Origin of the sequence: Agrobacterium salinitolerans, assembly GCF_002008225.1 — a bacterium.
In the GTDB taxonomy this organism is placed as follows: domain Bacteria; phylum Pseudomonadota; class Alphaproteobacteria; order Rhizobiales; family Rhizobiaceae; genus Agrobacterium; species Agrobacterium salinitolerans.
The window spans coordinates 96,090-122,117 of sequence record NZ_MRDH01000022.1 but is presented as its reverse complement, the minus strand read 5'-3'; the positions used below and the strand labels follow the sequence as shown (position 1 = coordinate 122,117).

The window sequence follows — 26,028 nt, the reverse complement described above, 5'->3', positions numbered from 1 at the left end:
CGAGACTTGACCGCTTGTCTATCTCCCCCCTTGTGGGGGAGATGCCCGGCAGGGCAGAGGGGGGTGAGCCACAGGCTCTGGCGCCATCTTCATGCCCCACATCCACTGTTGTCATCCTGCCCCGCTTGCCCTAATCCTTCTCCCAGCAAATGGGGAAGAGAATGCGCGATCTGAGTGATTTCAAGGGATGTCCGCCGCCGCAGCCGGTGGTGTTGAAGGGTCGTTATGTGACCGCCGAGCCGTTCGACCGCGAAAAGCATCTGGAAAAACTCTGGACCGCCCTTGGCGGCGAGGGCGTGAATGCGCTGCTCAAATATTTCCCGCAAAGCGCCTTTCCCGATGCCAGCGCTTTCGGCGACTGGCTTGTCGGCGCAGGGCAGAAGCTTAACTGGGTCACGCTGGTCTTCGTTGAAAACGCCACCGGCGATATCGTCGGCATGGCGAGCTATATGCGGCCCGATCCCGCCAATGGCGTGGTCGAGGTCGGCTCCGTCGCCCATGGCGCGAAGATGAAACGCTCGCCTCTTTCCACCGAGGCGCATTACCTGATGGCGAAACATGTTTTCGAGGATCTGGGGTATCGCCGTTACGAGTGGAAATGCCACAATGAAAACGAGCCCTCCAAGATAACGGCGAAGCGTTATGGCTTCACCTTCGAGGGCGTTTTCCGCCAGCATATGGTCTCGAAGGGCCAGAACCGCGATACGGCGTGGTTTTCCATGATCGACGGCGAATGGCCGCTGATCGGCAAGGCCTTCGAAGCCTGGCTTTCGCCGGAGAATTTTGCGGCCGATGGTGCGCAGCAACGCAAGCTTGAGGATATCCGTGCGGAGTTTGCCGATGCCATTGCCTGAAAACCCGGCGCCTGAAAAGCCGAGCCACGGTAAGAAGGATTGGTCTCCGGCCCTCGCCGCCGCCCTCATCATCGTCGGTTTCGGGCTGGTCTTCTTCGTCATGCCGAAGATCATGCTGTGGCTGGGCGATTATTCGCCCTGGCTCGCCGCTGCCTTCGGTTCGGTGGCTGTGCTGTGTTTCTTCCTGCTATTTTGGCTGCGCGCCCGTTACCAGCGCCGCCGTGACGGTTAGAGCTGAAGCGACGCACCGAGCAGCAGCAGTCCCATGATCAGCACGAACAGCGCACCGGCGATCTCTATCGCATGGCTGATGCCGGCCGCCCTGCGGCTGCCGGGGCCGGCGAAACGCACGGCGAGGCCCTTTGCCGAAACGGCCATGATGGCGAGAGCCGATACCGTAATGGCCGTGCCGAGCGACATGGCGAGCACGGAGAGCACGCCGCCGAGATAAAGCCCATTCAGAAGTGCAAAGCTCATGACGATGATCGCGCCCGAGCAGGGTCTGAGCCCGACTGCGATAATGGCGGACCACGCCTCGTGCAGGCTGAAGTTCTTGCCCTTCAGCAACATCGGGTCGGGCGCGTGGGATTTGCCGCAGGCGGTGCACAGGTCGCCCGCGCCATTATGCTCATGATCTGCGAAAACCGGCTTACCCTGGAAGCGCAGGCCCGTGCCCATGCCGGTCGTTCGCGGCATGGCGGTTTCACCTGCCGTGGCGAAAACGGGAACGGGTTCGCGCCGGATGCGCAGCGACCAGAGCTTTCGCACCAGCAGCCAGGCGCCGAACAGCGCCACCATGGCGAAGCTGGCGATTTCCATCGCCTGCGTGGCCTTCGTCATGGTGATGGAGGTGCCACGCAGCACCAGCCACGCGGCACCGACAAGGCCGATGGCCATCAAACCCTGAATGAGCGCCGAAACGAAAGAAATGAGAATGCCGCGTTTCAACTGCGTTTCATTGGCGATCATGTAGGACGAAATGACCGCCTTGCCGTGGCCGGGGCCGGCGGCATGAAAAACGCCATAAGCAAAGGAGAGGCCGATCAGCGAGCTGAGCGCCCAGCCATCCTCGCGCATGGCCTTCAACGCGCCGGTCAGCGCACGGTAGAACATCTGCTGGTGCACGTTGATCCATTGCATCAGCGGTGCGAAGGGCCCGCCAACGGAAAATGAAGGCTCGGCCGAACCGATGCCGAGCGGCGACTGCGCATGGGCCGCACCGGCCACGGCAACGAGGCCGATGGCGACAGCGACGAGGCTTGCCCTGCGGCTCAGCATGATATCTCCAGCCGGGTGGCGAAGAGTTTGGTCATGTCGGTTCCGGTCGGATCGTTGAAGAAGGCATCGGTCAGCGAACTCTGGTTTTGCGAGATCACCTCGTCCGGATCGGGTCGGACGACATGATGCTTGCAGGCATTCAGGTCCTTGCCCTCGGTCGCGATATCGCCGTCCTTTGCGAAATCGATCGCCGTGTACATGGTCGGATCCCAGGCGCCGAAGGAGAGCTTGCCCTTGACTGCGAGCGGTTTGGTCGGCTTCACGGAGAAGAACATCAGGATCTGGTTGTCCTTGTAGTCCACGTGAATGGCGTCGGGCTTCCCAAACTCCACCGGTTTTCCATTGGCGGTGATGAAGGTGTAGTAGGAATATTCGGCAAGCGATTCCTTGACCGTATTGCCGATTTCCGCCAGCTCGTCCTTGTCGAGCTTCAGATCGCTGTTCTTGTCGTAATCCATCACCACGCTTGCGGAAAACATCTCGTCGAAACGCCAGATGTTGCGCACTTCCTGAACGGTGCCGTTCGGCCCCTCAACGATTTCCATGCGGGCTTCGGCAAAGATATGCGGATGCGCAACCGCCGCGACTGGAACGCAGGCGAGGCCGACCGCGAGGAGCAAAATGCGTCTGTTCATTATCCGGTCTGTCCTGCCTTCGAATCTTGAAGGCCCGACTCTAGCAGAAATTGGGACCGAATTTCGACCTGATGGGTTTGATCCTTCGCGCGGGCCGCCAAGGAATTTCAGAAGGTGCCGCTGAAGCGCGAGGTGATGCTGGAGCCGCTATAGGCAAGATCGGTATCGCGCTCGCCATGCAGCAGGCGGTTGAACTCCAGCTCCAGCTTGCTGTTCTTGCCGGTATCGAAGGACAGCGTTGCGACCAGCCTGCGCTCGCTGGTATCGTAATTATAATAGATCCAGTCCTTGTGGACGCGATGCAGCGCAAGATCGAGCCCCACCTTTTCGGTGAGCCTGCTTTTCATGACGAATTGAAAGCGGCGATGGAATTCCGCAATCGGATCATCCGGATCGAAAAGCGCATAGTCCTGCGAAAAGCCGACGCCGAAGGCGATGCGATCGGTGGCCTTCACCTCGGCCTCGGCCCGCAGATAGGGGCGGGTGCGCTTTACCTTGTCGCTGATCTCATCGCCGGAAATGGATGTGAAACCCGCTTCGGCCAGAACCGCGAAACGGTCGGAGAACCTGTAACCATAGGCCAGAGAGCCGCGCAGCGTTTGGGCCGGGAAACGTTCATATTTTTCCTGCTGCCCCTCAGGCACGGCGATACGGTCGTAAACAAGCGTCAGCCCCGCCTCGCCACCGCCGAGCGATCGTGCATGTTCGGCCTTCAGCGATAAAAGCGCCTCGTTGGCTTCCAGTCGGGTGGGCAGGAAATAGGCCGGGCGGAACCGCGCCTTGCCTTTCATCAGGCTGGTGATGCTTGCCGTCAGCGTGTTCTTGCCGCCAAGGGCGAGGATGCCGAGCTGGGAAGACGCCTCCAGCTTGTGATCCAGCTGTCGGTAACCAATGTCTTCTTCCGGCAGATGCAGGAAAATATCGCCGGCATCGCTGCGGGTACCGCGCAGCTCAACAGCCCATTCCAGCTTGTCGGAAAAGCGCTTCGTCAGACCCAGCGTAGCGATGGTGTTATGTTCATTGGCGAAACGATAGCGGGGTAGGCGAACCTCTTCCTGCTCGAGCGAATAACGCAGCTCCGCCCCCTCCAGCGTTATCTTGCCATTGAGCCCGAAGCCGGTGCGCAGCGATATCGCGCTCAGCCGGTTGGTGTCGGCGAAATAATTGCTGTCATAAGCAATGCCGGATTTATAGGTGACATTGTGCTCATCGGCCTTTTGCTGCGCCTGCGCGCCGCAGGCGCAGGCAAGCCCGAGAACAAGCGCGATATATCCCCCCAGCCGCATTCGCATCTCCGGTCGCTAATTAAGCAATATCTTATATTTGGATGGTTAATAAAGTCTCCCGCACCATTTTACGTTCGGAGCCGAAATTCATGGCGTCTATGCCGAAATAGAGATGGTGGGCTCGAAAAGATGATGTGTAAAATTCTATTAAAATCACCAGTATTAAAGTTAATTTTTCATTGTAATATTAGCATTTGCTTGAATTAGAATCCTCTAAATATACAGTTCAGTTACGCCAGATGGCGTGATCAAACAAAAGAGGAGAGAGAAATGATTGCAAAGTTCGCTTGTGTAGCCGCTATTCTTACTGTCGCTTCCGTTGGTCAGGCCAATGCGGGCGGTCTTCTGGGAGGCATCCTGTCCGGCAACAGCAACAAGGGCGGCGCCCTTGTCGTCGTCTCGCCCAGCATCGATCTCGGTGTCAACGGCATCCTGTCCAATAACGGGATTCTGAATGGCAACAAGACCGGCATTCTGAACGGTGTGCTGAACGGCAACAAGACGTCCGTCGATGTCATCGACAACAAGAACGGCGGCGGCAAAAAGCGCCGGCACTAACTGAAACGTGGAACGGGATGGCGAAACCATCGGGCTTTTCCCCATCCCGCTCCAACGGAACAGCTCGAAAATCATCAGGGATTTTCGACGCAGACGATGCGCGCAGCACATAAGCCGGCAACGATCCTCGAGTTGCGTGTGTTTGACGCATGGCGTTTCCGGCAAGAACAAACGGCGCATCGCATGACTGGAAGAGGGCCTCGCGGCCCTCTTTTTTGTCCGGTTTCTTCACAACATTGAAACCGAGCCGGTGTACCGGATGGGGAAGACGACTTGTTTTCTTCGAGAAGCGAAACCGCATTCGTTCCTTCGGACGGGCTTGAACCACAGAGCATTTTGGTGTGATGGTGGTCGCCGTCATCCCGTGCCGCCTCCCAGCCTTCACTCGATTCCCATGCCACAGAAAAGCACTTTGCCGGGCGCTTTCGATCGTCAGGCCTATATGATCGCGCTGCTGGTTTTCATCGCCGGCAGCACCAATGCTGCCATTGTGCCGTTTATCGGTTTCTACATCATCCAGGTGCTTGGCCATCCGCCGGCAACGCTCGGCCTTTACAGCGTGACGGCAGCGCTTGCCTCCATCATCGCCAGCCGTATCTATGGCGAGCGGGTGGATGCCGGTGTGCGGGTGAGGCCGTTGCTGCTGCTTTCCGTCGCCGGGGCTTTCGTGGCGGCGGCGGCGGCGAGTTTCGGGCATCTGGCGCTGCTGGTGGCGGTCACGGCGACAGGCATGGGGCTTTCCAACGCGGCCACCACACTTGTCTTCAGTTACGGCCGTTATCATGGCCGGATCGAGGCGCTCGATACCATCTCTTATAATGCTTTCCTCAGGATGATGGTATCGCTGGCATGGATGTTGTTGCCGGCTGCCGCCTTTCTGATTGTCGATCTCGCCGGTGCAAAGGCCGTCTTCGTGAACGCGATGCTGATGGCGGCCACCTGGGGGGCGCTTGCGTTTACAATCGTGCCGCGTGGCCAGACCTGCCCGATGGAGCGGCGAGATGAAGGCGGGGTCGATACGGGGCGCAACTTGCCGCTATTGATGGCGGCGGCAGCGAGTTTCTGCATGTCTTTCGCCCACGCTCTTTGCGCCTCGGCCCTGCCGGTGTTTCTGGTGCGTGAGGTGGGCTTGCCGGACTATGCGCCGGGCCTTTCGCTCAGCGTCAAATGCGCCATGGAAGTCCTGCTCATTCTTCTTGCGCCGCGCATCATGCGCCTGATCAGCGCACGGCTGCTGCTGAGCGGCGCGGCGGTGACGGCGATCATCGCCTTCAACATCATCGCTTCGGTAAAAACCCTGCCAGCGATGCTGGTCGGCGCTGCGATGGAGGGGGCCTATTACGGCCTATTTGCCGGCACCTGCCTTACCTTCGTGCAGGGTTTTGCCCGCGGGCGCACCGCCCGGGCGACGGCGCTCTATATGAATTCGATTTTTCTCGCCGCGCTGTTTGCGGTGCCGCTAATGGGGTTCGTATCGCAATATGCCAGCTTCGGCACCTCTATTCGCTTTGCTTCAGTCGGGGCGGGTGCGGCGCTGCTGCTGCTGTTTCTGACGCGGCGGCAGGTGGCGGAATAGGGCGTTCCGGCGAAAGTGCGGAGCAACCCATTACGCCATCCCTCAAGCCGAAATATCGATGATCCCGCAATCGCCCGCTTCGGACGCAAAGGCGAGCAGTTTGCCGGTAGCGCTCCAGTCCATGGACGTAATAGCGCCCTTGCCGGGGCGGCGCAGCAGGGCTTCCTTGCCGTCGGCGAGGCGCACGCCGAGGATCATGCCGTCGATGAAGCCGATGGCGAGTACATCTTCCACCGGATGGAAGGCGACATTGGTGGCCATGATATTGGCGCGGCTACCGAGTTCTTCCGGGGACTTGCCCATCGGGCCATCCTTGCCGGAGAAGGGCCAGACGATCGCGGCGGGGGCGCCCGATGAGGCGAGCCACTTGCCCTTTGCCGACCATGACACGGATTTGACCTTGGCGGGATAACCCGTCATGCGCATGTGGCGGGCTTCCATGCCGCCCTTGGTGGCTTCCATCTTCCAGCCGTGCAGAGCGTTTTCCTGCATGGTGGTCACAAGGAACTTGCCATCGGGCGAGAAGGTGACGCCGGTATGCGCACCCTTCCATTCCAGATCGACGGGATCGCCTGCCGTCGCCACCCAGTGCAGCGTCACGCCGTTGTAACGGGCAACGGCAATGCGCAGGCCTTTCGGTGCAAAGGCGATCGCCTCCACCGTGCGTTCTTCCTTGAATTCCTTGACCGTGCCGTCGGACAGTCGCACGAAGCTGGATTTGCCGACGCCATAAGCGACCGCCTTCTGCGGGCCGCCGGCAACGACGCCCACCCATTTGCGCGGTACATTGGCGATCTCGCTGATGCTGCCATCATGGCCGATGCGCAGCACGCGCCCGTCTTCGCCGCCGGAAAGCAGCGTGGCGCTATAGGGGTCACGAATGCAGGTCAAAAGCCCGTCATGCGCCTCGGTCACCTTCTCGCCGCCATCCAGCCGGTGAATGGTGCCGGCGGCGGTGGCAAACAGGGGAATGTCGCCGAGAAAATGGGTCGAGACCACGTGGCCTTCGATATCAAGCGGGGCAACAGTCGGCATGGGGCATCGGTCTTTCGTATCAGTGTTTTTTGTTTGGTGGATTTCGGTCGCTGACAAAGGTCGGGAAGACCCGTTGGTGCGGTTTCAACCCGTTGCGTCATGGTCGGGCTTGACCCGGCCATCCACATGCTGGCGGCAATGGGTCCTCGGGTCAAGCCCGAGGATGACGTCGAGCGTGGGGGGGCACCGAGCATGAGCGTCTCGGTGCCTTCCCTTGAAAACCTCAGGCCGTCGCGAGGCAGGCGTTAAAACTCTTTTCCAGCTTCTCGCGGTCCAGTTCGCGGCCGATGAAGACGAGGCGGCTTTCGCGCTTTTCGTCTTCCTTCCACGGGCGCTGGTGATCGCCCTCGATGATCATGTGCACGCCCTGCACCACGTAACGTTCCGCATCGCCCTTGAAGGCGATGATGCCCTTGAGGCGCAGGATGTTCGGGCCGTCTGTCTGGGTGACTTTCTGGATCCACGGGAAGAACCGCTCGGGGTTCATCTCGCCGCCGCGCAGCGAAACCGACTGTACCGTCACGTCATGGATCGGGGAGACCGCGCCATGGTGGTGATCGTGGCCATGGTCGTGCGCATGGTCATGATCGTGGTGATGATGCCCGTGATCGTGGTCATGATGATGGTGATCATGGCCGTGGTCGTGATGATGATGATCGCAATCGGGGCCGCAAACGTGGTCGTCATGGCCGTGCTCGAGGAAATGCGGGTCGTTTTCCAGCGCGCGTTCCAGGTTGAAGGCGCCCTGATCGAGAACCCGGGCGAGATCGACGCCGGAACGGGTGGTCTTGTAGATACGGGCGGAAGGATTGATGGCGCGCACGATATCTTCGATGCGGGCGACTTCCTCCGGCGAAACGAGATCGGTCTTGTTGACGACAACGACGTCGGCAAAGGCGATCTGGTCTTCGGCCTCGCGGCTGTCCTTCAGGCGCAGCGGCAGATGCTTGGCGTCAACGAGGGCAACGACAGCATCTAGCTCGGTCTTGGCGCGCACGTCGTCATCCATGAAGAAGGTCTGGGCGACAGGAACGGGGTCGGCAAGGCCTGTGGTCTCGACGATGATACCGTCGAAACGGCCCGGACGGCGCATCAGGCCTTCCACGACGCGGATGAGGTCTCCGCGCACCGTGCAGCACACGCAGCCATTGTTCATTTCGTAGATTTCCTCGTCGGATTCGACGATCAGATCGTTGTCGATGCCGATCTCGCCGAATTCATTGACGATGACAGCGTATTTCTTGCCGTGGTTCTCGGAGAGAATGCGGTTGAGAAGCGTCGTCTTGCCGGCGCCGAGATATCCCGTCAGGACGGTGACTGGAATGGGCTTGGCTGGTGCTGTTTCGGTCATGGAAACCTCGTGTGGAGCAAGGCCGGTCGCGGCCTTAAGGAATAAGTGTCGTCGTCCATATAGGCGCGACGTTCCGGCAGTTCAAAGGGATTCTGGCCGGTTTCGGCTGAGTTTTTCAAATTTTGTTATGAAATAACGTTATGTCAAAAGCGTGGACATCTTCAAGCAGTTCGACGAGGCCCGATACAGCATGGGAAATCAGCCTTTCGCCCTTTTCGGCCGAGGCGACTGCCGCGTTTCCGGCAACGCCATCGGGATTCAGGTCGCTCATCAGCCAGCCGAAGGCGTGGGGGCCATAGGCGCGCAGATGTCTGAAGCGCTGTGCGAAGTCGCTTTGGCGCGAGGGGAAATTCTCGGCTTTTTCCATCGCCACACGTTCGGGGTGAAGCGCGAGCATGACGGATGTCTCGATATCGCCGCCGTGGATGTCGACCGCCTTGTCCTGCGGCTTCACGATATCGGCAGGCACGCCGAAACGGGTCCAGCTTGTGGCGACCGCCAGCATGCCGAAACGGACGCGGGCCTCGGTGGCGACGACGGTCATCAGCGGTGAATTGCCGCCATGAGCGTTCAACATCACGAATTTGCGCACGCCCTTTTTATATTCCGCCTCGGCGATGCCGAGCCAGCGCTCGATGGCTTCATCGTAACGCAGTGTCTTCGTGCCCGGCACGTCCATGTGTTCGACGGAATAACCGACCGGTTCCGCGGGCAGGAAGGAGACGGGCAGGTGGGCGGGCAGGGCGGCGGCAAGGCGGGTGACGATGCCTTCGGCAATCAGCGTATCGGTCTCGAAGGGCAGGTGCGGACCATGCTGCTCGTGCGCACCGAGCGGCAGGACGGAGATTGCTCCTGTTGCGCGAAGATGAGGCTCTGTTACGTTTTCGTCGTGATAATGCGTGTATGAGTTTGGCATCTGGCAGTCCGCGCGTGCATTCGGTAAGGATTTCCAGCAACATATATCGGTTCCGCCACAGGGTAAAAGGCACTCGCATATGAGCAAGGACAAATCCGGGAACAAGGACAAAAGCGCCAAGAAGGAAAAGGGCGGCAAGAAGGCCAAGGACGCCAAAAAAAGGGATGAGAATTTCAACCCCGAGGAACTGGCGCAATCCATCACTCAGGCCGCCCGCTCCATGCGCACGGCGCTGAGCCACAGTCTTGCCGAAAGCGGCCTTTATGCCGGACAGGACGGCGTTATCCTGGCGCTGGCGCAGGAAGGCAGCCTGACACCCGGGCAGATCGCCCAGAAACTCGGCGTCAAGGCGCCCACCATGACGCGCACGATCGGCCGCATGGAAGCCCAGGGCTTCGTGGAGCGCAGCGGTGACGACGAGGATGGCCGTGTGACGCTGGTGAAGCTGACGGAAGCGGGTCTGAAAAGCGTCGAACACATCAATGTTTCCATCGCCAATTGCGGCGCAAGAGCCGTCGAGGGGCTTTCGGCCAAGGATGTGCGTAACATCGTTAAACTCTTGAAGGCGATAGACGCCAATCTTCAATAATTTTTGCTGAAATTTTTAAAAGAGCCATCTGTTTTGTGGGTATTCCTTAAACGGGTTGCGGATTTTGTTTAAATTGTTTAATTGCAATTTAAACGGAGCTATCCGTCATCGACGTGCGTTTGGGGAGAAATGCCGTGGCCCAAAAGGTCAAATTGTCCACGATTGCCGAAAGCCTCGGACTTTCGACCGCCACCATTTCTCTTGCATTGCGCGATAGCCCGCTGGTCGCCGCCGATACGCGGGAAAAGATCAAGGAACAGGCGCGGGCGCTGGGTTATATCTATAACCGCCGCGCCGCCAGCCTGCGCACCTCCCGCTCCGGTATTGTCGGCGTGGTGTTCCACGATGTGATGAACCCCTTCTATGGCGAAATCCTGAAAGCCATTGAAAGCGAGCTGGACCGCAGCCGACAGACGTTCATCCTGTCCAACCATTACGATTCGGTGGAAAAACAGCGCACCTTCATTGAAACGCTGCTGCAGCTCGGCTCTGACGGTATCATCATGTCTCCGGCGATCGGCACGCCGATCGAGGATATGACGCTCGCCGAAGAAAACGGCATGCCCGCCATTCTGGTGGCCCGCTCCATGGACGGCGTCGACATGCCAACCTATCGCGGCGATGACAGCTACGGCATTTCGCTCGCCACCAACCACCTCATCAGCCTCGGCCACCGCACCATCGCCATGGTTGGCGGTACCGACCAGACCTCGACGGGGCGTGACCGTTATCAGGGTTATGTCAATGCGCTGCGCAAGGCGGGCATCGAGGTCGATCCGAACCTGCGCATTCCCGGCCCGCGCTCCAAACAGGGCGGCTTCGAGGCGGCGGTGCATTTCCTCTCGCTGCCGCAGAAGCCGACCGCCGCCGTGTGTTGGAACGATCTCGTCGCCATCGGTCTCATGAACGGCATTTCCCGCGCCGGTCTGGTGCCGGGTGTCGATATTTCAGTAACGGGCTACGACGATCTGGAGGAAGCTGCCATCGCCACCCCGGCGCTGACCACCGTTTCCAACGGCCAGGCCGAGGTGGGGCGCTTGGCGGCCCGCGCGCTGCTGGACAGGCTGGCGGGCAGCCATGAACCTGATGGTATTCACCTCATCAAACCGGAAATGCGCATCCGGCAATCGACTGGGCCGGTGCGGCCGCGGGTGTGAGCTTGGCCCAACGGCAGGAAGTGGTCTTGGCGACGCCAGCCGCGCCGAGGTCAATCCTCGGGCCTGTCCCGAGGATCCGCAACGTATTGATTTTGTTGGCATGGTTAGACCCTTGGACAAGCCCAAGGGTGACGTTGCGAAAAGCTGTATCCATCGCGCTCAATGCCGTGATGTGTGCTCCTTTTAGAAGGTCACACCCTGCAGCGATGAAACAGCCCGGCACGACGGTGCGAGGCGCCGCCAAAAAATCGGCATGAAACCTCCGTCTGCCTCCACAACATCCCCTTATTGGCCTTTTCACGGCGGTCGTTGTTTGAAAAGATCGCCGCCATGAGGAGTGGGATGGCAAGCGGTTCGCTTGACGACCACTCCTGATATCGGAATGTTATCTGGAGGAATATCCGCTCATGTCTGACAAAAAGGCCGTCGTTCTCGTTCCCGGCAAGATAAACCCGCGCGTTCTCGAACGCCTCGAAGGCAAGGTCGAGATTGTGGCAGTGCCTGCCGGTGCCGAGCCGGTTTTGCCGGAGGGCGCGGCCGGACGCGTCAATGCGATTGCTGTTTCTGGCGCCGTCAACGCCAAATGGATCGATGCGCTGCCGAAGCTCGAGATCATCGCCAATTTCGGCGTGGGTTATGATGGTGTCGACGCCAAACACGCCGCCACCCGTGGCGTCGTGGTGACGAATACGCCTGATGTGCTGAATGACGAAGTGGCCGATACGACGATTGCGCTGTTGATTAACACCGTGCGCCGTCTTTATCAGGCCGAGACCTGGCTGCGGGATGGCAAATGGGTTGGCGAAGGCCCGTTCGCACTGTCGCCGTTTTCGCTGCGCGGCCGCAAGGTCGGCCTGTTCGGCATGGGCCGCATCGGCCAGGAAATCGCCAAGCGGCTTGAACCCTTCAAGGTGGAGATCGGCTATCACACCCGCAGCAAGCGCGACGAACTCTCCTACACCTATTATGGCTCGCTGAAGGAAATGGCAGAGACCGTCGATACGCTGATCTGTATCGTGCCGGGCACACCAGAGACACACAAGGCGATCAATGCCGACGTGCTGACCGCGCTCGGGCCTGAGGGCGTGTTCATCAATGTAGGCCGCGGCTCCAGCGTCGATGAGGACGCACTGCTTGAGGCGCTTAAAAGTGGCGCTTTGGGGGCTGCCGGTCTCGACGTGTTCTATGCCGAGCCGAAGGTGCCGGAAGCTTTCCTGTCGCTGCCGAATGTCTCCCTGCTGCCGCATGTCGCCTCCGCCTCGGTTCCCACCCGCAACGCCATGGCCGATCTGGTGGCCGACAATATTCTCGGCTGGTTCAGGGACCGCAAGGTGCTGACGCCGGTGCCGGAGACGCCGGTCAAGGCGTAATCCTTTTCCAGTGCCATCCTCGGCCTTGTGCCGAGGATCTAATCACGTCGAATAAAATCAAGATGTTGCAGATGCTCGGGACAGGCTTGAGCATGACAAAGGAGGTGAGCGTGGCGCTCACCCCCTATCTGTCCCTATTCCGCAATTTCCTCCGTCGCCACCCAGCGCCCTTCTGCAAATGACCGGGCCATGGCGTGAATGCTGCGCTCGATCTTCAGCCCTTCGTCGAAATCGATGATATGGGCCTTCTTGCCTTCTATGGACGCTATCAGTTCCCGGCATTCGATCACTTTCAGATCGTTGAAGCCGAGGCCGTGGCCGGGGGCTGGGATGAAGCGGTCATAGGGCTTGTGATGGGGGGCGGTCAGGATGGTTCTGAAACCCTGCTCTTCCGGGCGTCCGTCCGTGGTGTAGAGCTGGAACTCGTTCATTCGCTCCTGATCGAACAGGATGGAGCCGGTGGAGCCATATATCTGGATGGCGATGCGGCCCTTGCGGCCCCAGGCGGAACGATTGGCGATGAGCACGGCGGAAATGCCGCCTTCCAGCTTCAGGATAACGCTGGCAAGATCATGCGTCTCGACCGCACGTTCGCCACCGCCGGCAAGCGGGCGGGTTTCGTAAGGTTTGACCATGTCGGTGATGGCGCTTTGCGCATGGCCGAACAGGGCGAAGAGCAGTGACAACGGATGCACGGCGAAATCATCCAGTGCGCCGTAACCGGAGGATGCCTCGCTCTTCCAGTAGAAGGGCTGGGTGGCATCGGCCATGAAGTCCTCGTCCATTTCGGCCCGGACGTGATAGACCTTGCCGATGGCGCCTTCGTCGATCAGGCGGCGGATATGGCGGATGACGGGGTTCTGGATGTAGTTGTAACCCATCGCCGCTGCCTTGCCGGATCGGCGAGCGGCATCGCGCATCTTCACCGCGTCAGTAAAGGCAGGCGCCATCGGCTTTTCGCACCAGACATGTTTGCCGGCCTCAAGTGCGGCAATCGCCATTTCCGGGTGGAAGGCGTTCGGTGTGGTGACGGAGATGACGTCGATCTCCGGGTCTGCCAGCAGATCGCGCCAGTTGCCCGTGGAACGGACGAAACCGAACTCCGCCGCTTTTTTGGCAGCAAGCTCCGGGTTGACTTCCGCGAGCGTCACGAGGCGGGGGCGTTCCACATCGCCGAAGACGCTGGTGACGTTGTTCCACGCAAGCGCGTGGCACTTGCCCATGTAACCGGTGCCGATAAGGCCCACGCCAAGAGCGGCCATGGTCATTCCTCCCAAAATTTAAAGTGAAAATAGCGGTCAGGGATTATCGCGCTTGAAAATCCAGTCATGATCGGGATGGTTCTTGAACCGCCATTTGCGCATCGGCCCGGCCATCACGTTCAGATAATACATCTCGTACCCATAGGGCGCGCCGCAGGGGTGGTGACCCTTCGGCACCAGCACGACATCCCCGTCCGATACCGCCATGGTCTCGTCCAGCGAGCCGTCTTCGGTGAAGACGCGCTGGAAGCCGAAACCCTGGGCCGGATTGAGGCGATGATAATAGGTCTCTTCCAGATAGGTCATGTCGGGGTAGTTATCCTCATCGTGCCGGTGCGGCGGATAGGACGACCAGTTGCCCGACGGGGTGAAAACTTCCGTCACCAGCAGGCTGTCGGCCACATCGCGCTCTTCCATGGCGATGGGGAAAATGTAACGCGTGTTGGCGCCCTTGCCGCGCTCGGTCAGCTGCACGCCATTGGGGCCAATCTGCTGCGCCTCGCGGTTGCCTTTTTCGCCGGGCGCGGTGCAGACACCGATTGTGCAGTCCGTCGTGGCGGTCAGCGACCATTCGGAGCCGGCGGGAACATAAACGCAGTGCGGCGGCTTGCGCTCGAATACATTCATGCGGTCGCCGAGTTCACCGAAGTCCTTACCGCCTGCGGAAATCGTCGCCTTGCCTTCGACCAGCACGAGGATGACTTCCGTATCGCCGGTGTTTTCCGCCGCCGTTTCGCCCGGCTTCAGGCGGTAAAGGCCGAAACCGACATAACCCCAATCCGCGCTTTGGGGCGTGATATCGTGCACCTTGCCGCTGGTCGCGACCGGCTTGCGCAGAAGTGAGGTCATGGTGGTGTTCCCTTTTTTGGTCAGTCGTTCAATTCATCGGGCGGCTATTCCCGCGTTTCCCTCATCCCGGTGACGAGCACAGGAACGAGGGAGAAAAGGCTTCAAGCAGCCTCAGCCTTGTCCAGCCCCGCTTCGCGCGCAAAAGCCTTCAGCGATTTCAGCCCAAGGCTCTGATATTCAAACGGGTTGCGCACATCAGGGTCCTGTTCGGCCTCGATCACCAGCCAGCCGCTGTAATTGTGCTCGGCGGCAATTTTCAGCACGGCTGAGAAGTTCACGCCGCCCTCGCTGTCACCTGGTACGGTGAATACGCCGCGGCGAACGCCTTCGAGGAAGGAAAGCCGCTCGTTCCGAACCTGCTCGGCAATGACTGGGCGCACGTTCTTGGCGTGGATATGGCCGACGCGGCCCATATATTTCTGCGCGACGCGGACGGGGTCGCCGCCGCCGAACAGGCAATGGCCGGTATCGAGCAGCAGATGGGTCTTCGGCCCGGTATGCTTCATCAGGAGGTCGATCTCGTCTTCGCTTTCGACCACCGTTCCCATGTGGTGATGATAAACGAGGGTAATGCCCTGTTCGGCGGCAAAGGCGGCAAGCGCCTCGACACCTGCGCCGAACTTGGCCCAGTCCTCGGCCGCAAGGCGCGGACGGTCGACCAGCGGCGTGTCATCGGCGCCGTGGATGGCGTTGGAGGTTTCGCAGACGATGATGACCTTCGAGCCCATGGCCTTCAGGAGATCGAGCGCCGGCTGCATGGCCTTCTTTTCGGATTCGATGTCGTCGGTCAGGAGGTTCAGCGAATGCCAGCCGGAGACGAAGGAGAGGCCGCGCGGCGAAAGCACGCCCTTCAGGCCTTCCGGGTCGGTCGGGAATTTGTGCCCCTTCTCGATACCGTCGAAACCGATCTTGGCGGTTTCATCGAGGCATTGTTCCAGGCTGATATGCGCACCCAGCGTCCGGTCGTCGTCATTGGACCAGGCAATCGGGTTGGTTCCGTAACGGATCATCTTACTGTCTTTCCTTGACATGGTTTTCATAACGGACGCGGGCCGGGCCGATTTCGGCGCGGTCGGAGACTTCGGGCACCGCGACATCCCACCAGTGACCGCCGGCCTGCGGGGTCGGATAAGGGTCGGTATCGATGACGATGACAGTCGTGCGGGTGGAGGCGCGCGCGGCTGCGAGCGCGTCTTCCAGCTCCGCGATGGTGGAAACCTTGCGCGCATCCGCTCCCATCGAGCCGGCATGGGCGGCAAAATCGATGGCGATGGGATTGACGTTGGTGTGGGCGTAGAGGTTGTTGAACTCCGCGCCGCCGGTTTCCATCTGCAGCCGGTTGATGCAGCCGTAGCCCCTGTTGTCGGTGATGACGAGCGTGATCTTCACGCCCATCGCAACCGATGTCGCAAGCTCGGAATTCATCATCATGTAGGAACCGTCGCCGACCATGACGATCACGTCGCGGTCCGGTTCCGCCATCTTGATGCCGAGGCCGCCGGCCACCTCGTAACCCATGCAGGAGAAGCCGTATTCCATGTGATAGGAGAGCGGCAGCTTGGATTTCCACAGTTGGTGCAGCTCGCCCGGCATGGTGCCGGCCGCGCACATGACGACGGTATTGTCACGCGACTGGCGCTGGACAGCGCCGATCACCTGCATGTCGGTGGGCAGGCTGTTGGCATGGTCCTCACCCGGTGCCGCCGTATCGGCATCGGCCTTTTCGAACCATGCTGCCTTGAGGCCCGCATCGGGCGCCGCAAAACGATGGCTACCGAGCGCTGCGGAGAGTTTTTCAAGCCCGATTTTGGCATCGGCCGTCAGGCTGATCGCATCGTGCTTGGCGCTGTCATAGGGCTGAACGTTGAGTGCCAGGATCTTGCGGCTCGGGTTTTTGAACAGCGCCCAGGAGCCGGTCGTGAAATCCTGAAAACGCGTTCCGACGCCAAAGACCAGATCGGCTTTTTCGCTGATTATATTAGCGCTTTCCGCACCGGTCACGCCGACGGGACCGAAATTGAGATCGTGATCCCACGCCAATGCCGATTTACCGGCCTGCGTTTCGACGACAGGAATGGAGTGGGTTTCGGCAAAGCGCTTCAACGTGTCGGTTGCGCCGGCAAAATGCACGCCGCCGCCGGCAACGATGATCGGGTTCTTCGCGGCCCTCAGTGCGGCGACGGCCTCTTCGAATTCCACCATATCCGGCTCGGGGCGGCGCTGACGCCAGACTCGCTTTTCGAAGAAGCTGACAGGGTAATCATAGGCTTCCGCCTGCACATCTTGGCAGAACGCGAGCGTGACGGGGCCGCAATCGGCCGGGTCCGTCATGGTGCGCATGGCGCGGGGAAGCGCCGTCAGCAACTGTTCCGGGCGCATGATGCGGTCGAAATACCGGCTGACCGGGCGGAAGCAGTCATTCACCGTCATCGTGCCGTCGCCGAAATCTTCGAGCTGCTGCAAGACCGGATCGGGACCGCGATTGGCGAAAACATCGCCGGGGATCAGCAGAACCGGCAGGCGGTTGACATGCGCAAGCGCTGCCGCCGTTACCATGTTGGCAGCACCGGGGCCGATGGAGGAGGTGACCGCCATGGCGCGCCGGCGGCGCAGCTGCTTGGAATAGGCGATGGCCGCATGGGCCATCGATTGCTCGTTCTGGCCGCGATAAGTCGGCAGTTCCTCGCGAATGCCATAAAGTGCCTCGCCGATGCCTGCGACATTGCCATGGCCGAAGATGGCCCAGACACCGGCAATATAGGTCTCGCCATATTCATTCATCTGCGCGGCGAGGTAACGAACCATAGCCTGCGCAGCCGTCAATCTGATTGTCTTCACGCTGCCTCTCCCTTTTTGGCGCGCGCCTCATCCCATATACGGCACAGGCTGGTATAGCGCTGCGCCATGTCCTTCACCGCTTCCTCATCGGTGATCTTGCCACCGAGCCAACCCCGCGCGGCGTCGGCGAAAATCGTGCGGCCAACCGCGAAACCCTTGACCAGATCGAAACCTGCGGCAAGGCGGAAGCTCTCCTCCAACTCGCTTTGCGGTGCGTCAAGGCCGAGAACGACGATGCCCCGCACGTAAGGATCGTTGCTGTGCACGGCGTCGCAGGCATTTTTCCATGCCGCGCGGGTCTTCATCGGCTCCAGCTTCCACCAGTCGGGGTAGACGCCGATTTCGTAAAAGCGTTCGATGATGCGCGCGGCGGTCAGATCATCTGTCGGGCCGACCTTGGAGGGAATGACCTCGAGCAGCATTTCCAACCGGTTGCGGCGGGTCGCCTGGAACAGACGCATTACCGTCTCCTCCTGCGCGGCACGCATCTCGTCGGTATCATCGGGGTGATAGAAGCACAGAACCTTGACGACATTTTCCAGCGGCCATTCGGAAAGACCGCCGAAATCCTTGCCGAGTTCGGGTTCCAGCGTCAGCGGGCGCGAACCTGGCCATTCCACCGGGCGACCGATCCACAGGCCGGAGCCGCTGGCGGCAAAGAGTGCATCGCGCCCGAGGCGGCCATCGCAGAGGATGCCGTAACCCGGCCTGTCGCCGGCAACCTGCTGCGCGGACTGAAGGCATAGCTTCTTGAAAGCGCCGATCTGCTCGTGCTTCACGCCAAGCTCGTCGGCGATGGCTTCCAGTTGCATGCGGTGATCGAAGGCGAAGACGCGCATCGTGTCCCAGTCGCCCTTGCGGTTGGTCGACCAGTGCACCTGCTCCAGCGCCTCGTCCTTGCGCAGCGCCTTGTTGCGAATGCCGGCCTTGAAGAAATATTGCAGCTCTTCCCAGCTCGGATAGGCGGGCGTGCAGCCGTGGCGGGAAACGGCAAAGGCGCCACAGGCATTGGCGTATTTCAGCGTCGTCGGCCAATCCTCGCCGCGCAGCCAGCCGCGGAACAGCCCGGCCATGAAACCATCGCCCGCGCCGAGAACGTTAAAGACCTCGATCGGAAAACCTTCGCCCGTCTCGCCATCGTCCAGACTTGCGGGAATATCGCCGGTGAAGACTGAAGCCCCCATCGGACCGCGCTTGCATACCAGCGTCGCGTTGGACACCTTGCGCACGGCGTTCAGTGCGGTCAGCGTATCGGTGGAGCCGCCGGCAATGTGGAATTCTTCCTCGGTGCCGACAATCAGGTCGAAGAGATGCAGGGTGGATTGCAGCTTGGCGGTGACCTTCTGCGATTCCACAAAGCGGCTTTCGCCATCGCCATGGCCGGCAACACCCCAGAGGTTGGGTCGGTAATCGATGTCGAGCGCTGTTTTCGCACCGTTTTCGCGGGCAAGTTTCAGCGCCTTCAGCACGGCTGTTTCCGTCTTCGGATGCGACAGATGCGTGCCGGTGGCGCAGATGCAGCCAGCCTCGGCAATGAAGGCGGGATCGATGTCGTCTTCGCTAAGCGCCATGTCGGCACAGTTCTCACGATAGAAAATCAGCGGAAACTGGTTCTGGTCGCGAATGCCGAGCAGCACGAGCGCCGTCAGCCGCTCCGGGTCCGTCTTCACGCCGCGCACATCGACGCCTTCGCGCACCAGCTGTTCGCGGATGAAACGGCCCATATGTTCGTCACCCACACGCGTAATGACCGCGCTGTTCAATCCAAGGCGTGCAGCACCGGCTGCAATGTTGGTGGGAGAGCCGCCGATATATTTGGCAAAGGAGGCCATGTCCTCCAGACGGCCGCCGACCTGCGAACCGTAAAGGTCGACAGACGAGCGCCCGATCGTGATAAGATCAAGTTTTTTCAAAAGGTTCCTCCTTAGCACCGCACGCTGGCGCGGTCTGCCTCATATGTGTCGAGCGGATCAGGCAACCATGCCGCCAGTTGTCGCCATCCCGCTCGGGTGAGCCTCCTCCGCTCACTTGTCCCGTCACGAGACGGACAGTCGTGGAATGCCCGTTTCATGGATTTGGATCATAAATTCTATTTTTTCCATTTTCAATAAAAATATTCAGGCGGTCCTGCGTGTTCCCACAGCAACCGCCAGCGTGATGGCGAGACAGAGCGTGGCCGAAAGCGATCGGAATGCGCCGAAATCGATTTCCGTCACCGTCAGAAGTGTTGCACCGGATTTCCGGAGCGGATTGACCGCGGAATCGGAAAGCGCCACGACCGGAATACCGTTGGCGCGGGCGTTTTCCGCAAGCTCCAGCGTCTCAGTGGAATAGGGCGAGAAGGTGATGGCGATCAGCGCGTCGTCGCGGGAAATGGCGCTGATGTTGCCGAGCCCGCCAACCGCACTGTGCAGAACCGCCGGCACCTTCATCTTCTCGAACGCATAGGCCAGATAGCTGGCGATGGGGAAGGAGCGGCGCAAACCGATGATATGCACGGTGCGCGCCTGGGAGAGCGCTGAAACCGCCTCATCAAGCTGCTTCGTGTCGACCGATTTGAGCAGCATTTCCAGCGAGGAACGGCCGGCCTCCACGAATTCCGCAAGCAGGCCGGATGCGCTTTCATCGCCCTTTTCACGCAGATGGTCGAGCCGCGTGGCGTAATCCGGCCAACCGCCGACATAGGAATCACGGAACAGCCGTTGCATCTCAGAAAAGCCGGAAAAGCCCATGATCTGGCAAAAACGCATGAAGGCAGAAGGCTGTACGCCCGCCCCTTCCGCCATTTCGGCGACGGTGGAAACGGCGATGCGATCCTGATTGGAGGCGACATAATCGGCGCATTGCCGCAATCGTTTCGGCAAACCCTCCGCGACCTGGAGCAGCCGCTCCTCAAAAGCCTTTACGGATTCTGGCGCCTCGATTGCCGTCATTGTCGTTCCTTCGTGCGGACTGAAATCCTGTGCACTTTAACTGCAGTGGAATTTTTATTCCATTGGGTTTTTTAGGAAACGGTAAATGAGGCCGGGTGGTGCTCGCGTAGCATTGCTTCCGTCATTCCGACGCAAAGCCGGAATGACGGGCTGAGGGTGAATTGCGTTTCAAATTAGTGCAGCCCGCCAACTCCGAGATGCGTATCGATAATATCCGGGTTTTCCGCAAGATCGCTGGATGGCCCTTCCCAGACGATGCGGCCGCGTTCCATGATGATGGCGTGGTCGGCGAAGTCGATGGCCATCTGGATGCGCTGTTCGACGAGGAGGATGGTCATTTCGCCGGATTGGGCGAGCTTGGAGAAGGCTGCCATCAGCTCCTCGCAGATGACGGGAGCGAGACCTTCGAGCGGTTCGTCGAGCAGCAGCACGCGCGGCTGGCCAAGAATGCTGCGGGCCGTGGAAAGCATCTGCTGTTCGCCGCCGGAGAGCTGCGAGCCGAGATTGCGGCGGCGCTCTTTGAGGCGCGGAAACAGCGTGTAGGCTTCCTCGATGGCCGATTTTGGCCGAGCCTTGAGGCCGACAAACAGGTTCTCCTCGACGGTAAGCGTCGGGAATACATCCCGCGTCTGCGGCACGTAACCGAGGCCGGCTTTGGCGCGGGCGGCACTCGGCAAAGCGGCGATGTCCTGCCCGCCGATGCGGATATCGCCGGCGAAGCGTTTCGTCTGGCCGGCCAGTGTGGCGAAGAGGCTGGTCTTGCCGACGCCATTGCGGCCGAGCACGGCAAAACGCGAGCCCGACGGCACGGAAAGCGACAGGCCCTCGATGACCCTTGTCGGGCCGTAACCGGCGGTGAGGTTGGTGATTTCAAGCGGCGCTGCGGGCATCGGCGTAACTTCCCAGATAGGCTTGGCGGACTTCCGCATTGCTGGTGACGTCTTCCGGCGAGCCGTCGAAGATGACGGCGCCTGCGGCGAGCACCACCACACGTTTGGCAAACCGGAAAACCAGATCCATGTCGTGTTCGATCATCAATATGGCGAGATCAGCCGGCAGCCGGTCGAGCGCCTGTTCGATGCGCGCCGTTTCCGTGGAAGGCACGCCGGCGGCGGGTTCGTCGAGCAGCAGGATTTTCGGGCGAAGCGCCATGGCCAGCGCGATCTCGATCAGACGCTGCTGGCCATAGGCGATTTCGCGCACCCGAGTTTCGGCAAGCGCCAGAAGGCCGAGCGTGCCGAGAATGTCGCGGGCTTCGCTCATGACCGAGGGCATGGCGCGGTATCGGCCGAAAATCCGGCCCGTCTTGCCTTCGCGCTGGAGAATGGCAAGCGCCACATGTTCCTCCGGCGTCATGTCCTGAAACAACCTTGTGACCTGGAACGAACGGACGAGGCCGCGCTTCACCCGCTGGCTGGCGCTGAGGCCGGTCACATCCTCGCCGGCGATGCGCACCGTTCCGGCCGAGGGCTTGATATTGCCGGTGACAAGATTGACGAAGGTGGTCTTGCCGGCGCCATTGGGGCCGATCAGCACCGTGCGGTCTCCCGGCGAAAGCGACATCGACACATTATTGGTAACGACGAGGCCGCCGAAATTTTTCTTGAGGCCGGAGACTTCGAAAATGGCGCTCATTTGCGACCTCCACGAATGCGCGCAATGATGTCTTCACCCGCGCCATAAAGCCCGCGCGGCGCAAACAGCACGACGGCAATCAGCAGCAGGCCGACAATGGTGAGCCAGTGGAACGGGTTGGCGGCGGAAACCACATCCTCGAACCACATGAATGTGACGGTGCCGATCAGCGCCCCGTAAAGCGAACCTGCGCCACCGAGCACCAGCATGACCAGCCCTTCGGCTGAAAGCGTGAAGCTGAGGCTGTCGAGACCGACGACCTGGGTGGAGATGGCGTTCAGCGCGCCGCCAATGCCGGCGACGATGCCCGATATGACGAACATCTTCAAAATAGTGCCATTGACCGAACCGCCCATGGCCTGGATGCGGATGCTGTCCTGCTTGACGCCGCGGCACAACATGCCGAAGGGCGAATTGACCACAACCTTGAGGGCGAGGAACACGAGGAGCAGCAGACAGACGCCATAGATATAGGCGGTGCGGCCGAAAAGATCGAATTCGAAAGTACCGAACAGGGCGTCGGGAGAGACGCCCGATAGCCCGTCGCTGCCGCCGGTCCAGCCGGAGGCTTTGTTGGCGGCCTCGTGGAACAGGTGAATGACGGCGATGGAAAGAACGAGCTGCGGCAGGCCGTGGGCGCGCAAGAGAACGGTGCCGGAGACCAACCCAGCCACGCCGCCCGCGCCTGCGCCGATCAAGGTCATCAGTAGCGGATCGGTGATCTCTAAATGGGCCGCGGCAATGCCGGCGGCATAGGCGCCCGCGCCGAAGAGCGCGGCATGGCCAAGTGTCGCGACGCCGCAATAGCCGGTAACAAGATCAATCGACAGCACCAGCAGCGCGATGGCGATGATGCGGGTCAGAAGCGCCAGGTTATCCGGAAACAGATAATAACCGGCAATCGCGGCCATAATGATGAGGAGCGGTCCCGCAAGCGTGCGCAGCGGTGAGCGCGCCTTCGGGATCTCTGCCGTTTCAGTCACGTCGTTCATGAGCACCGCCATCTCATTTCGCCCTTCCAAGAAGGCCGCGCGGGAACAGCGTGATGATCACGATGACCGCCAGGTAAAAGAAGAATTCGCCATATTCAGGAGCAAGATACCGCCCGGTCGTGTCGATCGCGCCGAGCAGAAGACAGGCGATCAGCGCGCCGGGAATGGAGCCTGCGCCACCAACCGAGACCACCACTAGGAAGGTCACCATGTAGCGCAGCGCATAATAGGGTTCGACCGGCAAAAGTTCCGCGCCGATGACGCCGCCCATGGCGGCAAGGCCGACGGCGATGGCAAAGCTGACGGCGTAGATGATTTCGGTGCGCACGCCGAGTGCGGCCGCCATGGCGGCATTATCGACGGCTGCGCGCAGCTTGATGCCGAAGGCCGTCTTTTCGAAGGTGAACCACAATGCTCCGGCCACGGCCAGCCCACAGGCAATGGCGAAGATGCGGTGCGTGGCGATGGTGCGGAAGCCGAGATCGGTGGGGCCGGCTAGTTGCTGCGGCAAGGGAATGGTCTTCAGCGTTGGGCCAAAGACGAAATTGGCGATGCCGATGATGCAAAACGTGATGCCGATGGTCATTAGCACCTGCGTCAGCTCCGGCGCGCCATAGATGCGGCGATAGAGGAAACGTTCGAGCGGAATGGCGATGACGATGGTGCCGACGATGGCGACGAGGATCGCCACGGCGTAACCGAGACCGAGGCCGTGGGCGGCATAGGAGGCGAGGTAACCGCCGATCATGGCGAAAGCGCCATGCGCCAGATTGACCACCCGCATCAGCCCCATCGTGACCGAAAGGCCGATGGAGATGATGAACAGGACCATGCCATAGGCAAGCGCATCGACAAGGATGCTGAAGACCGTCTGCATGCTGAAAAGCTCCTCCCGGTGCTGCAATGCCCATCCGGGCCGGAGACGGGCCGCTATTGGCGACCCGACAACGTCGTCAAAACTGTTCTTTACTTCGCGGCGGCGAGGCCCGGATCACCCTGTTTTTCGAAGGTCTGGACTTCCTTGTTGTAATAATTGCCGTCATCGCCCTTGGCCACTTCGCGCAGATAGATGTTCTGCGTGATGTGGCGGCTTTCCGGATCGATGCTGACCGGGCCACGCGGGCTTGTCCAGGAAAGACCCTTTACCGCGTCCACCGCCTTTTCCGCATCCTGCTTGCCGCCGGTGGCCTCGATCATCTTGCTGATGACGTACATGCCGTCAAAGGCGCCAACGGAAGGGAAGGACAGTTCCTTCGGATTGCCGATCGCCTTGGTGGCGGCTTCCACGAAGGTCTTGTTCTCAGCGGAATCATGCGAGACAGCGTAATGGAAGGTCGTCTGCATGCCGAGTGCTGCCTCGCCGAGCGCCGGCAGATCGGATTCCTGTGTCAGATCACCCGGTGCGAAAAGTTTGACGCCTGAAGATTTCAGGCCGTTATCGTTGAAGGCCTTGACGAAGCCGAGCGTGGTCGGGCCCGACGGCAGGAAGGCGAAGACGCCTTGAGCGCCGGAATCCTTCACGCGCTGCATGATCGGGCTGAAATCATTGGTGGAAAGCGGCATGCGGATGGTTTCCACCACTTCGCCGCCGGCGGCGGTGAAGGCTGCCTTGAAGGCGTTTTCGGCGTCGACGCCCGGGCCGTAATCGCTGACCAGCGAAATGACCTTCTTCACGCCGCCGTCAAAGGCCACCTTGGCGATGGGTGTGGAGGTCTGCCAGGTGGTGAACGAGGTGCGCACCACATAGGGGCTCTTGGTCACGATGGCCGAAGTGGCGGCATTCATGATGACCATCGGCACATTGCCCTGCTTCAGAAGCGGTGTAACCGCCATGGCGTCGGGCGTGAAATAAAAGCCGGCGAGATATTGCACGCCTTCCTTGACCACCAGCTCCTGCGCCAGCGCCTTGGACTGCGCCGGATCGGCCTGCGGAACATCGCGATAGACGATTTCAACCGTATCGTCGCCGACCTTGTTGCCGTTAAGGGCGAACCAGGCGTCGATGCCGGCCTTGAAGTTCTTGCCCTGCAACGCGAAGGGGCCGGAGAACGGACCGACTACACCCACCTTGATCGTATCGGCATAGGCAACGGAACTAAAACAAATGGCCGCGATGGCGGCGGTGATCCGCATTTTCATGACTTCCTCCCAATTGATCCGTGGCTCCCGTCCACCGATCCAGGCTGTCAGATTGATGAGTGCGGCGGCCAAAGTAAAATGAAATAAGGGGGGGTATAAATAACCTGACGGTTATCAATAACGGCTTTGTTGCGCCCCGCCCCAAACCGGAAAGGACAATAACGCCGCCTGAACGATTTTCAAACCGGTTCCGTCGCCGGTCGTTTCAGACGCGGGAAAACAGCTTCGGGTAAACTCGGTGCGCAATGGTGTTCACGCGAAGGCGAACGCCACGCCTTAACCAGTTTTAAGGGGATTGTTCGTAGCCTCGCGAAGAATATTTCTGAACTTTATTTGGTGTCTGATGAGCGAATATCAAAACAGAGCCGTTGAGCTGATGCGTAATCGCGTCGGCGAAAGTATACTCAACAACAAGATCGAACGCCGCGAGGCGTTTCTTCGCAAGGCGCTCACGCTCTATCTCGGCATGGGCGGAACGGCGGAGGGTGTTCAGGCCGCCGCGCGGGACGTCGCCACCACGCCTGCGCCGACCATCGACGTCGCCGTCGGAGACGTCATGTACAAGCTCGCAGCGGTCGGGCATGTCTCCGATCTCGATATCATCCAGGCTGCCTATAACAAGCTGGATGCTGCCAACTTGCATATTCTCAGCAAGGGCAAGAAGCTGCTGCAGAAGCAGCGGGACCAGAAGCTCGCCACCGCCGCGTCGGCAAAATAGGCGGACCGTCTCCGGTTGAGCGGCGGCCCATGCGCCATATGCCCCAACGCTGGCTGG

General features: G+C 60.3%; 26 protein-coding genes. 8 read left to right on the top strand and 18 right to left on the bottom strand.

Annotation, left to right across the window (positions count from 1 at the left end):
- Positions 1-161 precede the first annotated feature (161 nt).
- Positions 162-854, top strand: a complete 693-nt coding sequence (locus BS627_RS15430) for a GNAT family N-acetyltransferase (RefSeq protein ID WP_077984063.1) — start codon at positions 162-164, stop codon at positions 852-854.
- Positions 841-1,086 carry a hypothetical protein gene (locus BS627_RS15425; protein WP_077984062.1) on the top strand — a complete coding sequence of 82 codons (246 nt, stop codon included), beginning with the start codon at positions 841-843 and terminating at the stop codon, positions 1,084-1,086. Before BS627_RS15430 ends, BS627_RS15425 begins: the two co-directional genes overlap by 14 nt.
- On the opposite strand, the gene BS627_RS15420 is transcribed toward BS627_RS15425, so the two are convergent.
- From BS627_RS15420 to BS627_RS15410, 3 genes are all read right to left on the bottom strand, one after another.
- Positions 1,083-2,132, bottom strand: coding sequence for a nickel/cobalt transporter (locus BS627_RS15420; RefSeq protein ID WP_077984061.1), 1,050 nt, complete (start codon positions 2,130-2,132; stop codon positions 1,083-1,085). The two genes, BS627_RS15425 and BS627_RS15420, sit on opposite strands and share 4 nt — an antisense overlap.
- The gene (locus BS627_RS15415) at positions 2,126-2,767 is read right to left on the bottom strand and encodes a DUF1007 family protein (RefSeq protein ID WP_165691265.1); all 642 of its coding nucleotides are present in this window, start codon (positions 2,765-2,767) and stop codon (positions 2,126-2,128) included. The genes BS627_RS15420 and BS627_RS15415 overlap by 7 nt, the downstream gene beginning before the upstream one ends.
- 107 nt (positions 2,768-2,874) lie before the next feature.
- Positions 2,875-4,053 (bottom strand): hypothetical protein, encoded by a 1,179-nt coding sequence (locus BS627_RS15410; protein ID WP_077984059.1) that lies wholly within the window; start codon positions 4,051-4,053, stop codon positions 2,875-2,877.
- Between the two features lie 270 nt (positions 4,054-4,323).
- On the opposite strand from BS627_RS15410, the gene BS627_RS15405 reads away from it, so the two are divergent.
- Complete coding sequence (locus tag BS627_RS15405; protein ID WP_077984058.1) at positions 4,324-4,611, top strand: hypothetical protein; 288 nt, start codon at positions 4,324-4,326, stop codon at positions 4,609-4,611.
- On the opposite strand, the gene BS627_RS24355 is transcribed toward BS627_RS15405, so the two are convergent.
- Positions 4,568-4,972, bottom strand: a complete 405-nt coding sequence (locus BS627_RS24355; RefSeq protein ID WP_131829425.1) for a hypothetical protein — start codon at positions 4,970-4,972, stop codon at positions 4,568-4,570. The genes BS627_RS15405 and BS627_RS24355 overlap by 44 nt on opposite strands.
- Positions 4,973-5,005: 33 nt before the next feature.
- On the opposite strand from BS627_RS24355, the gene BS627_RS15400 reads away from it, so the two are divergent.
- Positions 5,006-6,187 (top strand): MFS transporter, encoded by a 1,182-nt coding sequence (locus BS627_RS15400; protein ID WP_077984057.1) that lies wholly within the window; start codon positions 5,006-5,008, stop codon positions 6,185-6,187.
- 42 nt (positions 6,188-6,229) lie between these two features.
- Here BS627_RS15400 and BS627_RS15395 read toward each other — a convergent pair whose 3' ends face one another.
- From BS627_RS15395 to BS627_RS15385, 3 genes are all read right to left on the bottom strand, one after another.
- Positions 6,230-7,222 (bottom strand): WD40 repeat domain-containing protein, encoded by a 993-nt coding sequence (locus BS627_RS15395; protein ID WP_077984056.1) that lies wholly within the window; start codon positions 7,220-7,222, stop codon positions 6,230-6,232.
- A gap of 223 nt (positions 7,223-7,445) precedes the next feature.
- On the bottom strand, positions 7,446-8,573 hold the full coding sequence (locus BS627_RS15390) for a CobW family GTP-binding protein (RefSeq protein WP_077984055.1): 1,128 nt from the start codon (positions 8,571-8,573) through the stop codon (positions 7,446-7,448).
- Between the two features lie 115 nt (positions 8,574-8,688).
- Positions 8,689-9,489, bottom strand: coding sequence for a creatininase family protein (locus BS627_RS15385; protein WP_077984054.1), 801 nt, complete (start codon positions 9,487-9,489; stop codon positions 8,689-8,691).
- Positions 9,490-9,568: 79 nt separating this feature from the next.
- Here BS627_RS15385 and BS627_RS15380 point away from each other — a divergent pair, with 79 nt between their 5' ends.
- The 3 genes from BS627_RS15380 (at position 9,569) to BS627_RS15370 (ending at position 12,605) form a co-directional block, all read left to right on the top strand.
- Entirely contained in the window at positions 9,569-10,078 is a 510-nt protein-coding gene (locus BS627_RS15380; protein ID WP_077984053.1) for a MarR family winged helix-turn-helix transcriptional regulator, read from the top strand.
- A 134-nt stretch (positions 10,079-10,212) separates the two neighbouring features.
- Entirely contained in the window at positions 10,213-11,235 is a 1,023-nt protein-coding gene (locus BS627_RS15375; protein WP_077984052.1) for a LacI family DNA-binding transcriptional regulator, read from the top strand.
- Between the two features lie 407 nt (positions 11,236-11,642).
- Positions 11,643-12,605 (top strand): 2-hydroxyacid dehydrogenase, encoded by a 963-nt coding sequence (locus tag BS627_RS15370; RefSeq protein WP_077984051.1) that lies wholly within the window; start codon positions 11,643-11,645, stop codon positions 12,603-12,605.
- 134 nt (positions 12,606-12,739) lie between these two features.
- Here the strand turns inward: BS627_RS15370 and BS627_RS15365 are convergent, their stop codons facing one another.
- The 11 genes from BS627_RS15365 to BS627_RS15315 form a co-directional block, all read right to left on the bottom strand.
- Positions 12,740-13,867, bottom strand: a complete 1,128-nt coding sequence (locus BS627_RS15365) for a Gfo/Idh/MocA family protein (RefSeq protein WP_077984139.1) — start codon at positions 13,865-13,867, stop codon at positions 12,740-12,742.
- Positions 13,868-13,903: 36 nt separating this feature from the next.
- Positions 13,904-14,716, bottom strand: coding sequence for a 5-deoxy-glucuronate isomerase (gene iolB, locus BS627_RS15360; protein ID WP_077984050.1), 813 nt, complete (start codon positions 14,714-14,716; stop codon positions 13,904-13,906).
- 101 nt (positions 14,717-14,817) lie between these two features.
- Positions 14,818-15,726 (bottom strand): myo-inosose-2 dehydratase, encoded by a 909-nt coding sequence (iolE, locus tag BS627_RS15355; protein ID WP_077984049.1) that lies wholly within the window; start codon positions 15,724-15,726, stop codon positions 14,818-14,820.
- A 1-nt stretch (position 15,727) separates the two neighbouring features.
- Positions 15,728-17,554, bottom strand: a complete 1,827-nt coding sequence (gene iolD / locus BS627_RS15350; protein WP_077984048.1) for a 3D-(3,5/4)-trihydroxycyclohexane-1,2-dione acylhydrolase (decyclizing) — start codon at positions 17,552-17,554, stop codon at positions 15,728-15,730.
- A complete protein-coding gene (locus tag BS627_RS15345) occupies positions 17,551-19,467 on the bottom strand; it encodes a bifunctional 5-dehydro-2-deoxygluconokinase/5-dehydro-2-deoxyphosphogluconate aldolase (RefSeq protein WP_077984047.1) in 1,917 nt (638 codons plus the stop codon). Before BS627_RS15345 ends, iolD begins: the two co-directional genes overlap by 4 nt.
- A gap of 204 nt (positions 19,468-19,671) precedes the next feature.
- Positions 19,672-20,487 (bottom strand): MurR/RpiR family transcriptional regulator, encoded by an 816-nt coding sequence (locus tag BS627_RS15340; protein ID WP_077984046.1) that lies wholly within the window; start codon positions 20,485-20,487, stop codon positions 19,672-19,674.
- A 173-nt stretch (positions 20,488-20,660) separates the two neighbouring features.
- The gene (locus tag BS627_RS15335) at positions 20,661-21,377 is read right to left on the bottom strand and encodes an ABC transporter ATP-binding protein (protein WP_077984045.1); all 717 of its coding nucleotides are present in this window, start codon (positions 21,375-21,377) and stop codon (positions 20,661-20,663) included.
- A complete protein-coding gene (locus tag BS627_RS15330; protein ID WP_077984044.1) occupies positions 21,358-22,122 on the bottom strand; it encodes an ABC transporter ATP-binding protein in 765 nt (254 codons plus the stop codon). The genes BS627_RS15335 and BS627_RS15330 overlap by 20 nt, the downstream gene beginning before the upstream one ends.
- The gene (locus BS627_RS15325) at positions 22,119-23,126 is read right to left on the bottom strand and encodes a branched-chain amino acid ABC transporter permease (protein WP_077984043.1); all 1,008 of its coding nucleotides are present in this window, start codon (positions 23,124-23,126) and stop codon (positions 22,119-22,121) included. Before BS627_RS15325 ends, BS627_RS15330 begins: the two co-directional genes overlap by 4 nt.
- A gap of 1 nt (position 23,127) precedes the next feature.
- Positions 23,128-23,991, bottom strand: coding sequence for a branched-chain amino acid ABC transporter permease (locus BS627_RS15320; RefSeq protein ID WP_077984042.1), 864 nt, complete (start codon positions 23,989-23,991; stop codon positions 23,128-23,130).
- An 89-nt stretch (positions 23,992-24,080) separates the two neighbouring features.
- Positions 24,081-25,253, bottom strand: a complete 1,173-nt coding sequence (locus BS627_RS15315; RefSeq protein ID WP_077984138.1) for an ABC transporter substrate-binding protein — start codon at positions 25,251-25,253, stop codon at positions 24,081-24,083.
- Positions 25,254-25,596: 343 nt separating this feature from the next.
- Here BS627_RS15315 and BS627_RS15310 point away from each other — a divergent pair, with 343 nt between their 5' ends.
- Complete coding sequence (locus BS627_RS15310; protein WP_077984041.1) at positions 25,597-25,971, top strand: hypothetical protein; 375 nt, start codon at positions 25,597-25,599, stop codon at positions 25,969-25,971.
- The last annotated feature ends 57 nt before the right edge of the window (positions 25,972-26,028 follow it).

Coding starts and splice junctions, on each gene's coding strand:
- BS627_RS15430 (WP_077984063.1), top strand. CDS start 162: ATGCGCGATCTGAGTGATTTCAAGGGATGTCCGCCGCCGCAGCCGGTG.
- BS627_RS15425 (WP_077984062.1), top strand. CDS start 841: ATGCCATTGCCTGAAAACCCGGCGCCTGAAAAGCCGAGCCACGGTAAG.
- BS627_RS15420 (WP_077984061.1), bottom strand. CDS start 2,132: ATGCTGAGCCGCAGGGCAAGCCTCGTCGCTGTCGCCATCGGCCTCGTT.
- BS627_RS15415 (WP_165691265.1), bottom strand. CDS start 2,767: ATGAACAGACGCATTTTGCTCCTCGCGGTCGGCCTCGCCTGCGTTCCA.
- BS627_RS15410 (WP_077984059.1), bottom strand. CDS start 4,053: ATGCGGCTGGGGGGATATATCGCGCTTGTTCTCGGGCTTGCCTGCGCC.
- BS627_RS15405 (WP_077984058.1), top strand. CDS start 4,324: ATGATTGCAAAGTTCGCTTGTGTAGCCGCTATTCTTACTGTCGCTTCC.
- BS627_RS24355 (WP_131829425.1), bottom strand. CDS start 4,972: ATGACGGCGACCACCATCACACCAAAATGCTCTGTGGTTCAAGCCCGT.
- BS627_RS15400 (WP_077984057.1), top strand. CDS start 5,006: ATGCCACAGAAAAGCACTTTGCCGGGCGCTTTCGATCGTCAGGCCTAT.
- BS627_RS15395 (WP_077984056.1), bottom strand. CDS start 7,222: ATGCCGACTGTTGCCCCGCTTGATATCGAAGGCCACGTGGTCTCGACC.
- BS627_RS15390 (WP_077984055.1), bottom strand. CDS start 8,573: ATGACCGAAACAGCACCAGCCAAGCCCATTCCAGTCACCGTCCTGACG.
- BS627_RS15385 (WP_077984054.1), bottom strand. CDS start 9,489: ATGCCAAACTCATACACGCATTATCACGACGAAAACGTAACAGAGCCT.
- BS627_RS15380 (WP_077984053.1), top strand. CDS start 9,569: ATGAGCAAGGACAAATCCGGGAACAAGGACAAAAGCGCCAAGAAGGAA.
- BS627_RS15370 (WP_077984051.1), top strand. CDS start 11,643: ATGTCTGACAAAAAGGCCGTCGTTCTCGTTCCCGGCAAGATAAACCCG.
- BS627_RS15365 (WP_077984139.1), bottom strand. CDS start 13,867: ATGGCCGCTCTTGGCGTGGGCCTTATCGGCACCGGTTACATGGGCAAG.
- iolB (WP_077984050.1), bottom strand. CDS start 14,716: ATGACCTCACTTCTGCGCAAGCCGGTCGCGACCAGCGGCAAGGTGCAC.
- iolE (WP_077984049.1), bottom strand. CDS start 15,726: ATGATCCGTTACGGAACCAACCCGATTGCCTGGTCCAATGACGACGAC.
- BS627_RS15340 (WP_077984046.1), bottom strand. CDS start 20,487: ATGACGGCAATCGAGGCGCCAGAATCCGTAAAGGCTTTTGAGGAGCGG.
- BS627_RS15335 (WP_077984045.1), bottom strand. CDS start 21,377: ATGCCCGCAGCGCCGCTTGAAATCACCAACCTCACCGCCGGTTACGGC.
- BS627_RS15330 (WP_077984044.1), bottom strand. CDS start 22,122: ATGAGCGCCATTTTCGAAGTCTCCGGCCTCAAGAAAAATTTCGGCGGC.
- BS627_RS15325 (WP_077984043.1), bottom strand. CDS start 23,126: ATGGCGGTGCTCATGAACGACGTGACTGAAACGGCAGAGATCCCGAAG.
- BS627_RS15320 (WP_077984042.1), bottom strand. CDS start 23,991: ATGCAGACGGTCTTCAGCATCCTTGTCGATGCGCTTGCCTATGGCATG.
- BS627_RS15315 (WP_077984138.1), bottom strand. CDS start 25,253: ATGAAAATGCGGATCACCGCCGCCATCGCGGCCATTTGTTTTAGTTCC.
- BS627_RS15310 (WP_077984041.1), top strand. CDS start 25,597: ATGAGCGAATATCAAAACAGAGCCGTTGAGCTGATGCGTAATCGCGTC.